The organism is Actinoplanes sp. NPDC051851, from assembly GCF_040681165.1.
Taxonomy (GTDB): Bacteria; Actinomycetota; Actinomycetes; order Mycobacteriales; family Micromonosporaceae; genus Actinoplanes.
On sequence record NZ_JBFAYF010000045.1, the window covers coordinates 72,340 to 84,330 of the forward strand.

The window sequence follows — 11,991 nt, forward strand, 5'->3', positions numbered from 1 at the left end:
GGAAGGATCACCGGTCGGTTGTTCACGGTCGCTGGTTGGCACGTGACTTTCCTCCGTTCACGGGGCCAGGATAAGCGGCTCGTATTCGAACCAGTCGACGTGCACGGTGCCGGCCAGCGCGTACGGGCCGATGACCCGCCCGGTGAAACCGCCCGCGACCTCGGTGGACAGATAGCGTCCGTCGAGCTCGGCCAGCACGGTGACGGTGCCGTCCGGCTCCTCCACGCCCAGCGTCACCACGTCCGGCCCGTCCCGGGGATCACGCACGGGCGCCGACGACGTCTCGATAAGTAGGACAACAGTCTCATCGCGTACCTCGTGGGCCGCGACGACAACGCTGGCAGGGCCGATACGAGCACGTGCCTCGACACGCCCTGCGGCCACCTGGAGCTCGTAGTGATGAAGCTCGTCCAGGCGTACCGCGAGCCCACCGCTACCGCCGCCTGCGTCGATCCGGGCGCGGACCCGGCATTGGAGGTGTTGCTGCCGGCGGCCGAGGAAAGTGACGTCCAGGTCGTCCAGCGACCCCTGACCGGCGTGCAGGGTGAGCCAGCCGGCGCGTTCCGTCAGGGAGTACACCGAAGCCGGTCGATGCCGTAGCGAGATCCAAGACGGGTGCAGGACGCGCGCGTCGAAGTCGTCGCGGCTGGGGGTGACCGGGCCGGGCTGCAGCGGCCACGGCGGCGCCACAATCTCGCTGCCGATCCCGCCGACGATCGGCCAGCCGTCGTCCCAGCTCACCGGTGCCAAGAAGGTCTCCCGGCCGAGCGGGTGCCAGCCGGGACTGCCGCCGCGTGGCCGGGTACCTAGCAGCACCATCCACCACGACCCGTCCGGCCCCTGCGCCAGGTCCGCGTGGCCGGTGTTCTGGATCGGATGGTCAAGGCCGCGGTGGGTGAGGATCGGGTTGCGCGGACACGGCTCGAACGGGCCGGCCGGGGACGGCCCGCGGGCGACGGCGACGCCGTGGCCACGTTCGGTGCCGCCCTCGGCGATCAGCAGATACCAGAAGTCGCCGATCCGGTAGAGGTGCGGTGCCTCCGGAGCCTTCGCTCCCGGCGAGCCGGACCAGATTCGCCGTGGTGCCCCGATCGTCCGCCCGGTGAGTGGGTCGAGGCGGACCTGGCTGATCCCGGCGGTGGTGCACCAGCACACGCCGTCGTCGTCCCAGGCCAGATCGGGGTCGATGCCGTGCACCCCGGGCAACGGCATCGGATCCGACCACGGCCCCGCTGCGTCGATCGCGGTGAACAGCATGTTGCCCCGGTCGCTGACATTGGTGACGATCAGCCAGAACCGGCCGTCGTGGTGGCGCAGGGTCGGTGCGTAGACGCCGCCGGACGACCGCGTGCCGACCGGTAGCCGCAGCTGCTCGGGCCGTTCCAGCGCGTTCCCGATCTGTGTCCAGTGCACCAGGTCCCGGCTGTGGAAGATCGGCACGCCCGGGAAGTACTCGAAACTGGAGCAGGCCAAGAAGTAGTCGCCACCCACCCGGCAGATGCTCGGATCCGGATGGAATCCGGGCAGCACCGGGTTAACGATCACGGCCATCCCTTCGCTCAGCCACCTCGTGCGGCCAGAAAGTTTTCGGTCGATTTCTGCGAAGGCTAACGATCGACGCACCCACCGTCAACGAGATCGGCTGATAGAACTGGCATCAAGCTGTGAATATTGACGGACATCATAGAAAAGCGTAGCTTTCGCTGAAGAAACTTTCGCACCGGTGCCGCGGGAGCCATCAAGGACGTCTTGCGCAACGTCCGGCCCATCCCCAGTGCGAGCGCCAACGCGCCGCATCCCCCGCATCACAGGAGAGAACCATGCGTGACCCCATGCATTCATGGCGCGTGCGCCGACTCGGGCTCGCCACCGTGGTAGCCGTCGCCGCCGTGACCGGCATCGCGGCGGTGGCACTGCCAGCCGAGGCGGCGACCACCGCGGCCGTGACCGTCAACGCCGAGCAAGACCTGGCCACCTTCCCCGCCACCGGCATCGGCATGAACGTCGCCGTCTACGCCGGGGCCATGAACGGGCCGGACATCCCCGGACTGCTCAAGAACGCCGGCGTCGGCCTGGTCCGCTATCCGGGCGGCGGCTACGGCGACGGCTACCACTGGGAAACACACACCGTCGAGGGTGGCTACGTCGCCCCGAACACTGACTTCGACACGTTCATGGGCACCGTCCGCTCGGCAGGCGCACAACCGATCATCATCGCCAACTACGGCTCCGGGACCCCCGAGGAGGCGGCAGGCTGGGTTCGCTACGCCAACGTCACGAAAGGCTATGGGGCGAAGTACTGGGAGATCGGCAACGAGGTCTACGGAAACGGGCTGTACGGCGCCACCTGGGAAACCGACAAACACGACAGCAAGACCGCCACCACGTACGCGACCAATCTGCTTTCCTACGCGACCGCGATGAAGGCCGTCGACCCGACCATCAAGATCGGTGCGGTGCTCACCACGCCCGGATCGTGGCCGGACGGCATCGTCGGCACCGGCGACACCATGGACTGGAACAACACGGTCATGTCCATCGCCGGCAAGAGCATCGACTTCGTGGTGGTGCACCATTATCCGTACGCGACCAGTCAGGCCGAGCTGCTGAGCAGGCCGCAGACGGAGATCCCCGGCATGGCGAGCACGCTCAAGTCCCTGATCAACCAATACGCCGGCGGACGCGACGTAGGCATCGCCGTCACCGAGGCCAGCTCGCTCTACTACAAGAACACTTCGCCCAGCGGCCTGTTCGCCCCCGACGAATACCTGACCTGGCTGGAGAACGGCGCCTTCACTCTCGACTGGTGGAACCTGCACAACGGCACCGACTGCTCCAAGATCACTACGGTTGAAGGTGCCACCGATTACGACGACGGCGGGATGCTCTCCAGCGGAGCCTCCTGCGAACCGCCGCTGAACACGCCGTTCGCGCCCTACTACGGCACCCAGATGATCACCAAGCTCGCCGCCGCCGGCGACACCCTCGTATCGGCCGCCAGCTCCAGCGCGCTCGTGACCGCGCATGCGGCCAGGCGCCCGAACGGCGACGTCAGCGTCATGCTGATCAACAAGGATCCGGCCAACGACGCCACGGTCAACCTGTCCTACGCCGGCTTCACGCCGTCGTCCGCCATCCCGACCACCTACACGTACCTCAAGAACGGAACCTCCATCGGTACGGCCACGGCTGGCAGCGCGGGCCTGCAGACGATTCCGGCGTACTCCATCGTGGTAGTGCAGCTGCATGCCGGCAGCGGAGGCTCGACCTCGTCCAGCCCGAGCACGAGCCCCACGGCGAGTCCCAGCCCTAGCTCCGGTACCGCGACGTGCGCCGTCAAGTACACCAAGAACGAATGGCAGGGCGGCCTGGTCGCGGACGTCGCGATCACGAACACCGGCAGCACCGTGGTGAACGGCTGGACACTGGCCTTCACCTTCCCCGGCGACACCAAGGTGAGCAACGCCTGGAACGCCACGGTCCAGCAGACCGGAGCCGCGGTCACCGCCACTAGCGTCACCTACAACACCACGATCGCCGTCGGCGGCACCGTCTCCTTCGGCTTCCAGGGCACCTGGGCCACCAACGACGCCAACCCGACCAGCTTCACGCTCAACGGCCGGAGCTGCTGACGACGGCGGGCGCGGGCCGATCGCCACCTCGATCGGCCCGCTCTTGCCGACGGTTCAGCCGAAAGGGGCTGTGCTCCAGTTGATCCTGCGGGCATTAACATTGCGTGACATGGGCCAGTGCGAATCCGTGGATCTGGTCGATCATGGGATTGTCGAGCAGTCCCGGTAGTGCCTGATCCACGATTGCGCGTCCCCGATGGGACACCTCGGTCGTTCGGTCCGGTATGACTTACCGCCCCTGTCGTGCGCATGATCCGGGGGTGTTGTGGGCGGGCCAGCACCCCGCCATCGGCGTGGCCGACAGTGCCTCGGACGGTAGCGGGGCGGAACGTAGGCGATACCGCCGCGGGCCAGGTTATCGAGCAGGTCGTCGTCGTGCCGGACGGCGCGGTCGTCTGGGCTTCGGCGACCGGGGTGTGGCGCCGTCAGCGGTGTGCGGGGCCGGTCGGTCCTGGCGTGGTGTGCGGGGTGGTGAGCGCTCGGATTCGGCGGTAGCCGCGTCCGAGCAGGGTGGCCAGGGCGATGACGGCGGTGTGGGGCCAGGGGGTGAGGTCGCCGGTGAGTATGCCGGACCGGTGGGTCAGGAATCCGATGAAGATCAGTGCGGCGAGGATCGTGACGGCGAGACTCGTCTGCCAGTCGGTGAGGTAGCGGGCCAGGACGCCGGACACCGTGGCCATCACCAGCAGCCGTGCCTCGCGTTCCGTGGGGGCGAAGACCGCCGCGGCGGCCAGCGCAGCCAGGACGACGGCGGTGGAGCCGCCGGCGAGGCCGAAGGCCGCGGCGTCTCGGTCGTCCTCGGTTCGTGTGTGCATCGCTGTCTCCTCGGTGTGGGGTGCCGGATCGGCCGGTGGCCCACACCGCTATCCCAGCGCGCCGGCGGGTTCGAGCACAGGTCCGTTGACGCCTTGGGTACGCCGCGGCCGGCAACGTTGACGCGTTCGTTGACGCCCGGACATCGGCGCCGCCGGCGGCGGCGCTGAACGCCGGGTCTCGACGACGCGGTGGTGCTCCGGATCCGGCGGGTCACCTGACGTCTCCTCGGTGGGGACTACCGGGGCGCCGGCGTATGCGTGATGTCAACATCGGGCGGGTCGGCGTCAAGGACGCGTACCAACGCCTTTCGCGCCGCGGTGGTGGTGCGCACGCTCGGGGCATGACGCTCTCCGAACTGCTTCCGTCTCTGCGTACCGTGGCTCAGCCGCACCTCGATCCGGCGGTGTGGCCGGCTACCGCCCGATGGGAGGGGCACGGTGACCTGGTGGTGGGCGAGGTGCGGGTGGCCGGCCTGATCCGGCGGCACGGTGACCCGGTTCACGTGCTGGACGAGGCGGATGTGCGGCGGCGGTGTGCCGAGTACGGGCGGGCGTTCGGTGCGGGCGCGGTGGCCTACAGCGCGAAGGCCGGTCTGACGCCGGAGACCGGGCGGTGGATCGCCGACGCGGGCCTGGGCTGCTATGTCTCCTGCGCCGCCCAGTTGCGGGTCGCTCTGCTCGCCGGGTTCGCGCCCCGGCGGCTCGTGCTGCACGGCGGTGCCAAGTCGATCGCCGATCTGGATGCGGCCTACGCCTGTGGTGCGACCGTGGTCGCCGGGTCGCCCGCCGAAGTCGAGCGGATCGCCGCCCGTGCGCCGCGGGGGCAGCGGGTGCTGCTGCGGGTGGTGCCCTCCGTCGGCGGGCGGTCCTGGGTCCGGTACGGCTTCCGGCTGGGCAGCCGGCCGGCGCTGCTGGCGATCGAGGAGCTCCTCGCCGCCGACGGGGCGGTCCTGGCCGGGCTGGACTGCTCGCTCGGGCACCAGATCAGCCGGTTCCACCAGTTCGAGGCGGCGCTGCGGGAGGCGATGGGCTTCGCCGCGGTGGTGCGTGCTCGCACCGGAGCCGTGCTGTCGGCGCTCAACCTGGGCGGTGGGCACGCGGTGGCCTACCACGACGGTGACGACGAGTTCGCGGTCACCGCGTTCGCCTCCCGCGTCCGGGCCATGCTGCGCCTCTCCGCCGAACGGTACGCCCTCGACGAGCCGAGCCTGACCGTGTCGCCGGGCCGGGCGCTCGTCGCGCGGGCCGGTGTCACCCTGGCCCGGGTCGCCGCGGTGTCGACCGGCCCGGACGGTGGTCACCGGGCGCTGCTGGAGGGCGTGGTGGGCTGCCCGGTGGCCGCGCCGTGCGCCGGACGGCATGCGGTTCAGCTGATCGGCAGGGCTTCCCGGGCCGGCACGCGGGAGACCACGGTGCTGGCGGCGCACGGCCGCGGCGCGGCGCCGGTCGGGGTGGCGTCGCTCCCCACCGATCTGGTCGCCGGCGACGTGGTCGCGGTGGCGGGTACCGGGGCCTATCACCACGACGCCGCGGCGTCCGTGGCCGGCCCGGCGGTGCTGAGCGTGGCCCGAGGCCGGGTCCGGGTCCTGCGGGACCGGGTCCCGGTCGAGGCGTTGCTGCCCGGTGCGGCCTGACAGCCATCACCCGGTGAAGAGACGGGGCCGCCCGGTTCGGGCGGCCCCGTCGCCGTCTCAGCGTGTCCCGAGTGCCATCTGGCGCAGGATCATGTGCGCGGCCGTGTCCAGTGCGCCACCCAGCAGCCGCAGGTCGTCGACGGCCCGGTGCAGCTCCGCCATGGTCGGTGCGGCCAGCAGCACCACCGCGTCGATGTCGGCGGCGATCCACCAGGCCGACACCACGAACGGCTGGGCACGCAGGTGGTCGAGCAGGTGACTGCCCGCGACGGTGGTCCTGAGCCGGAGGCAGACGATCGCCTCGTGCCGGATCTCGTCACCGACCGGGGTCTCACGGTGCAGGGTCATACCGCAGATATACGTCGGCGGCCCGCCCGGCCGCCCGGCTGTTAACGGCATTGGTGCGCCGCATCGCACACCTTTGACGCCGTGATGACAGCGGCCCCGGTGGCAGTGGGAGCGGTCACCGGCGGCGTTAATGCGGCGTCAAATAGCGCCGGGGCGGCGTAGCCATCGCGTCAACACCGATGACATAGGGGTGCGGTACGCGCTGTGCTTCAGCGGCAAGCATCGCAACCCCTCGTCAAGGAGTACTCGTGGCCGACATCGTGTTCGTCGTGATCACGGTGGCGCTGTTCGCAGCGCTGACCGTGCTGATCCGGGCGGTCGAACGCTGGTGAGCGCCGTCAACCTGATCGGCCTGATCGTGGCCGTCCTGCTCGGCGCCTTCATGGTCGCCGCACTGCTCTTCCCGGAGAAGTTCTGATGGCCGGCTGGCTCTTCGTCATCTCGTTGATCGTCGCCCTGGTGGCGGTATACCGCCCGTTCGGCGACTACATGTTCCGCGTCGTCTCCGGTTCCCGGCACAACGTCGCCGAGCGCGGGATCTACCGCCTCGTCGGCGTGGACCCGGCGGCCGAGCAGACCTGGGGCGTCTATGCCCGCAGCGTGCTGGCCTTCTCCACAGTCTCCATTCTTTTTCTGTACGCGTTCCTTCGGCTGCAGGACAAGCTCTGGCTGTCGCTCGGTTTCGACGCGGTGACCAGCCACATCGCGTGGAACACCGCGGTCAGTTTCGTGACGAACACGAACTGGCAGGCCTACTCGGGTGAGTCCACGATGGGTCACCTGGTGCAGATGGCCGGTCTGTCGGTGCAGAACTTCGTCTCGGCGAGCGTCGGCATCGCGGTCGCCGTCGCCCTGGTCCGCGGCTTCGCGGCGCGTGGCGGCGGGACGCTCGGCAACTTCTGGGTCGACCTGACCCGGATCACGCTGCGGGTGCTGCTGCCGCTCTGCGTGCTGATCACGATCGTCTTCATGGTCGCGGGGATGGTGCAGAACCTCTCCGGCGGCACCGACGTGACCACGCTGACCGGGGCGGCCCAGCACATCACCGGCGGGCCGGTCGCCTCCCAGGAGGCGATCAAGGAACTCGGTACGAACGGTGGCGGCTTCTACAACGTCAACTCGGCGCACCCGTTCGAGAACCCGACCGCGTGGACGAACTGGATCGAGATCTTCCTGATCCTGCTGATCCCGTTCAGCCTGCCGCGGGTCTTCGGCCGGATGGTCGGGCAGAACCGGCAGGGATACGCGATCGCCGCGGTGATGGCCGTCCTGGCGATCGCGAGCATCGCGCTGACCGTCGGCTTCGAGCTGCACGGCTCCGGCACGGTGCCGCAGGCGGTCGGTGCGGCGATGGAGGGCAAGGAGGTCCGGTTCGGCATTCCGAACTCGGCGACCTTCGCGGCCGCCACCACGCTCACCTCGACCGGGGCGGTCGACTCCTTCCACGACTCCTACACCGCGCTCGGCGGGATGATGCCGATCGTCGACATGATGCTCGGTGAGGTCGCTCCCGGCGGCGTCGGCGCGGGCCTGTACGGCCTGCTGATCCTCGCGGTGATCACGGTCTTCGTGGCCGGGCTGATGGTCGGGCGGACCCCGGAGTACCTGGGCAAGAAGATCAGTGCCCGGGAGATCAAGCTGGCCTCGCTCTACTTCCTGGTCACCCCGACGATCGTGCTGGCCGGCACCGCCGCGGCGTTCGCCACCGGCAACAACTCGACGGCCCTGAACACCGGCGCGCACGGCCTCTCCGAGGTGCTGTACGCCTTCACCAGCGCGGGCAACAACAACGGCTCCGCGTTCGCCGGCATCACGGTGAACACGCCCTGGTGGGACACCGCGCTGGGCCTGGCGATGCTGCTCGGCCGGTTCCTGCCGATCGTGCTGGTGCTGGCGCTCGCCGGGTCGCTCGCCAGGCAGAAGCCGGTGCCCGAGTCGGAGGGGACCCTCCCCACCCATCAGCCGCTCTTCGTCGGCATGGTCGTCGGCGTGACGATCGTGCTGGTCGCCCTCACCTTCCTCCCCGCTCTCGCTCTCGGACCCCTCGCGGAGGGCCTGTCATGACCACCGTTCTCGAAGAAAAACTCGTCGTGCCGGGCGGGGAACCGCCCACGCCGGTCAAGGCCGGTCTGCTCGATCCGAAGCAGCTGTGCAAGGCCGTGCCGGACGCGGTGCGCAAGCTGGACCCGCGCGTGATGTGGCGCAACCCGGTGATGTTCATCGTCGAGGTCGGCGCGGTCTTCACCACCGTGCTGGCGATCACCGACCCGAGCGTGCTGAGCTGGCTGATCACGGTCTGGCTCTGGCTCACCGTGGTCTTCGCGAACCTGGCCGAGGCGGTCGCCGAGGGCCGGGGCAAGGCGCAGGCCGCCACGTTGCGGGCCGCGAAGCAGGACACCGTCGCCCACCTCACGGACGGCGGGACCGTCGCGGCGAGTGAGTTGAAGCTCGGCGACGTGGTGGTGGTCGAGGCCGGGCAGGTCATCCCGGGTGACGGCGATGTGATCGAGGGCATCGCCAGCGTCGACGAGTCGGCGATCACCGGTGAGTCGGCCCCGGTGATCCGCGAGTCCGGTGGTGACCGGTCGGCGGTCACCGGCGGGACGCGGGTGCTCTCCGACCGGATCGTCGTGCGGATCACCCAGAAGCCCGGCGAGAGCTTCGTGGACCGGATGATCGCGCTGGTCGAGGGCGCGAACCGGCAGAAGACGCCGAACGAGATCGCGCTGAACATCCTGCTCGCCGCGTTGACGATCATCTTCCTGCTGTCGGTGGTGACGCTGCAGCCGCTGGCGATCTTCTCCAAGGCGTTCCAGGCCGCGGCGCCGGACACGGCGGCGATCGACGCGGACGGTGTCACCGGGATCGTGATGGTGTCGCTGATCGTCTGTCTGATCCCGACCACGATCGGGGCGCTGCTCTCCGCGATCGGCATCGCCGGGATGGACCGGCTCGTGCAGCGCAACGTCCTGGCGATGAGCGGCCGCGCGGTGGAGGCGGCCGGCGATGTCAGCACGCTGCTGCTGGACAAGACCGGGACGATCACCCTGGGCAACCGGCAGGCGTCGGCGTTCGTGCCGGTCGAGGGGGAGACCCCGGAGAGCCTGGCGGACGCGGCGCAGTTGTCCAGTCTGGCGGACGAGACGCCGGAGGGCCGGTCGATCGTGGTCCTCGCCAAGAACGAATTCGGGCTGCGCGAACGGGAACCGGGCCTGATGACCGAGGCGGTGTTCGTGCCGTTCACCGCGCAGACCCGGATGAGCGGCGTCGATCTGGGCGACCGGCGGATCCGCAAGGGCGCCGCCGCCGCGATGATCGCCTGGGTCCGGAGCAACGGCGGGCGGCCCGGGGACGAGGTCGGCGAGATCGTCGACGGGATCAGCGCGTCGGGTGGTACGCCGCTCGTGGTGGCCGAGAACGATCGGATCCTCGGGGTGATCCACCTCAAGGACGTGGTGAAGCCGGGGATGCGGGAGCGGTTCGACGAGATGCGCCGGATGGGCATCCGGACCGTGATGATCACCGGTGACAACCCGCGGACCGCGAAGGCGATCGCGGACGAGGCCGGGGTCGACGACTTCCTGGCCGAGGCGACGCCCGAGGACAAGCTCGCCTACATCCGCAGGGAGCAGGAGGGCGGGCGGCTGGTCGCGATGACCGGCGACGGCACCAACGACGCGCCGGCCCTGGCACAGGCGGACGTCGGCGTCGCGATGAACACGGGCACGTCGGCCGCGAAGGAGGCCGGCAACATGGTCGACCTCGACTCCGACCCGACCAAGCTGATCGAGATCGTGGAGATCGGCAAGCAGTTGCTGATCACCCGGGGCGCGCTGACCACGTTCAGCATCGCCAACGACATCGCCAAGTACTTCGCGATCATCCCGGCCATGTTCGCCGGTGTCTATCCGGGCCTGGACACCCTCAACGTGATGCGGCTGCACTCGCCCGGCTCGGCGATCCTCTCCGCGGTGATCTTCAACGCGTTGGTGATCATCGCGCTGATCCCGCTCGCGCTGCGGGGTGTGCGGTACACCCCGGCGGGCGCCAGTGCGCTGCTGCGCCGCAACCTGCTGATCTACGGCCTCGGTGGCGTGATCGCGCCGTTCGTCGGCATCAAGCTCATCGACCTGCTCATCCAGTTCATCCCGGGGATCTGATCCAGATGCGTCTTCCCGCATGGCTTGCCCAGCACCTCGCCGCTCTGCGCGCACTGCTCGTCCTCACCGTCCTTTTCGGTCTCGCCTACCCACTCGCGTTCGTCGTCGTGGGTAAGCTTCCCGGCCTTTCCGCAGAGGCCGATGGGAGTCTCGTGAGAGTCGGTGCGGAAACCGTGGGGAGTTCTCTCATCGGGCAGAGCTTCACCGACGCCGACGGGAACGCCGTCCTGACGTACTTCCAGAGCCGGCCGTCGGCGGCTGGGGACGGCTACGACCCCACGTCCACGTCGGCCAGCAACCTCGGGCCGGAGAGCGTCGTCGACACGCTCTCCGACGACCCGGACGACGCCGTGCAGAGCCTGCTCACCCAGGTCTGCGCCCGCAGCCTGGCGATCGGGAAGCGGGAGGGCGTCGACGGCAGCCGGCCCTACTGCACCGCCGACGGGGTCGGCGCGGTGCTCGCGGTCTTCCACCGGGACGGCTTCACCGGGCCGGTCACCCGGGTGGTGTCGGTCAACCAGACCGGCACGCCGTTCGTCGCCACCTATCAGGGCGTGACCGTGGAGCCTGCGGAGAACGGCGAGGACTACCGGGCGCTCGGTGGTGTGATCACGCCGATCCGTGGCGACGCGCCGGACTCGCCGATCGTGCCGTCCGACGCGGTCACGTCGAGCGGGTCGGGCCTGGACCCGAACATCTCGGTCGCCTACGCGGACCTTCAGGCGCCGCGGATCGCCCGGGAGCGGGGGATCAGCCTGGCGCACGTGCACGAGCTGATCAGGGAGTACACCACGGGGCGTGCCCTCGGCTTCCTCGGTGAGGCCGGTGTCAACGTGCTGGAACTGAACGTCGCACTGGACGCCGGGAAGTAGAGGGGCGCAACCGCTCACGCAGGTCGCCCCGGAGGGTTTCGCGGTCTGGACGCGCCAGCGGCCAGCGAAGCCCGCCGGGGCCCTCGGCGGGAGCGGCGGTCTGTACCCACCACCCCGACGCGACATCGATCTTCCGAATTTGATCTTTAGGTGGGTTTCATGGGCCGCGGTGAGCTGCGGATCTATCTCGGTGCGGCGCCGGGTGTGGGGAAGACCTACGCGATGCTGGAGGAGGCGCACCGGCGGGCCGAGCGGGGGACCGATGTGGTCGTCGCGCTGGTGGAGACGCATGGACGCAGGCACACCGCGGCCATGCTCGGTGAGCTGGAAGTGGTGCCGCGCCGGGAGATGATCTATCGGGGCGTGGGGTTCACCGAGATGGACCTCGATGCGGTGCTGGCGCGGCGGCCCTCGCTGGCCGTGGTGGACGAGCTGGCGCACACCAACGTGCCCGGCTCGGCGAACGCCAAGCGCTGGCAGGACGTGCAGGCGCTGCTGGACGCCGGGATCGACGTGCTGAGCACGGTCAA

General features: G+C 69.6%; 9 protein-coding genes and 1 pseudogene. 7 read left to right on the forward strand and 3 right to left on the reverse strand.

Annotated elements, in window-relative coordinates; genetic code table 11:
* Positions 1-57: 57 nt before the first annotated feature.
* Positions 58-1,551, reverse strand: coding sequence for a glycoside hydrolase family 43 protein (locus AB0M08_RS33640; protein WP_364502223.1), 1,494 nt, complete (start codon positions 1,549-1,551; stop codon positions 58-60).
* Between the two features lie 269 nt (positions 1,552-1,820).
* Between AB0M08_RS33640 and AB0M08_RS33645 the strand changes: the two genes are divergently transcribed.
* Positions 1,821-3,632 (forward strand): cellulose binding domain-containing protein, encoded by a 1,812-nt coding sequence (locus AB0M08_RS33645; RefSeq protein ID WP_364502225.1) that lies wholly within the window; start codon positions 1,821-1,823, stop codon positions 3,630-3,632.
* 425 nt (positions 3,633-4,057) lie between these two features.
* Here AB0M08_RS33645 and AB0M08_RS33650 read toward each other — a convergent pair whose 3' ends face one another.
* A complete protein-coding gene (locus AB0M08_RS33650) occupies positions 4,058-4,447 on the reverse strand; it encodes a hypothetical protein (protein ID WP_364502227.1) in 390 nt (129 codons plus the stop codon).
* Between the two features lie 341 nt (positions 4,448-4,788).
* Between AB0M08_RS33650 and AB0M08_RS33655 the strand changes: the two genes are divergently transcribed.
* Positions 4,789-6,081: a hypothetical protein gene (locus tag AB0M08_RS33655; protein ID WP_364502230.1), complete on the forward strand. Its 1,293-nt coding sequence runs from the start codon at positions 4,789-4,791 to the stop codon at positions 6,079-6,081.
* A 57-nt stretch (positions 6,082-6,138) separates the two neighbouring features.
* Here the strand turns inward: AB0M08_RS33655 and AB0M08_RS33660 are convergent, their stop codons facing one another.
* The gene (locus tag AB0M08_RS33660) at positions 6,139-6,429 is read right to left on the reverse strand and encodes a hypothetical protein (RefSeq protein ID WP_364502233.1); all 291 of its coding nucleotides are present in this window, start codon (positions 6,427-6,429) and stop codon (positions 6,139-6,141) included.
* Between the two features lie 328 nt (positions 6,430-6,757).
* Between AB0M08_RS33660 and kdpF the strand changes: the two genes are divergently transcribed.
* The 5 genes and pseudogenes from kdpF to AB0M08_RS33685 all read left to right on the forward strand — a co-directional run.
* Positions 6,758-6,847 carry a K(+)-transporting ATPase subunit F gene (gene kdpF / locus AB0M08_RS33665; protein WP_041840852.1) on the forward strand — a complete coding sequence of 30 codons (90 nt, stop codon included), beginning with the start codon at positions 6,758-6,760 and terminating at the stop codon, positions 6,845-6,847.
* Positions 6,847-8,493 carry a potassium-transporting ATPase subunit KdpA gene (gene kdpA, locus AB0M08_RS33670; protein WP_364502236.1) on the forward strand — a complete coding sequence of 549 codons (1,647 nt, stop codon included), beginning with the start codon at positions 6,847-6,849 and terminating at the stop codon, positions 8,491-8,493. The genes kdpF and kdpA overlap by 1 nt, the downstream gene beginning before the upstream one ends.
* Positions 8,490-10,589, forward strand: coding sequence for a potassium-transporting ATPase subunit KdpB (kdpB, locus tag AB0M08_RS33675; protein WP_364502239.1), 2,100 nt, complete (start codon positions 8,490-8,492; stop codon positions 10,587-10,589). The genes kdpA and kdpB overlap by 4 nt, the downstream gene beginning before the upstream one ends.
* Before the next feature lie 5 nt (positions 10,590-10,594).
* A complete protein-coding gene (locus tag AB0M08_RS33680; RefSeq protein WP_364502242.1) occupies positions 10,595-11,461 on the forward strand; it encodes a potassium-transporting ATPase subunit C in 867 nt (288 codons plus the stop codon).
* 159 nt (positions 11,462-11,620) lie between these two features.
* Positions 11,621-11,991: pseudogene (locus AB0M08_RS33685) on the forward strand (histidine kinase); the annotation flags it as partial.

Bases quoted from the DNA above. Each gene is read 5' to 3' on its own strand.
- AB0M08_RS33640 (WP_364502223.1), bottom strand. From the start codon at position 1,551: ATGGCCGTGATCGTTAACCCGGTGCTGCCCGGATTCCATCCGGATCCG.
- AB0M08_RS33645 (WP_364502225.1), top strand. From the start codon at position 1,821: ATGCGTGACCCCATGCATTCATGGCGCGTGCGCCGACTCGGGCTCGCC.
- AB0M08_RS33650 (WP_364502227.1), bottom strand. From the start codon at position 4,447: ATGCACACACGAACCGAGGACGACCGAGACGCCGCGGCCTTCGGCCTC.
- AB0M08_RS33655 (WP_364502230.1), top strand. From the start codon at position 4,789: ATGACGCTCTCCGAACTGCTTCCGTCTCTGCGTACCGTGGCTCAGCCG.
- AB0M08_RS33660 (WP_364502233.1), bottom strand. From the start codon at position 6,429: ATGACCCTGCACCGTGAGACCCCGGTCGGTGACGAGATCCGGCACGAG.
- kdpA (WP_364502236.1), top strand. From the start codon at position 6,847: ATGGCCGGCTGGCTCTTCGTCATCTCGTTGATCGTCGCCCTGGTGGCG.
- kdpB (WP_364502239.1), top strand. From the start codon at position 8,490: ATGACCACCGTTCTCGAAGAAAAACTCGTCGTGCCGGGCGGGGAACCG.
- AB0M08_RS33680 (WP_364502242.1), top strand. From the start codon at position 10,595: ATGCGTCTTCCCGCATGGCTTGCCCAGCACCTCGCCGCTCTGCGCGCA.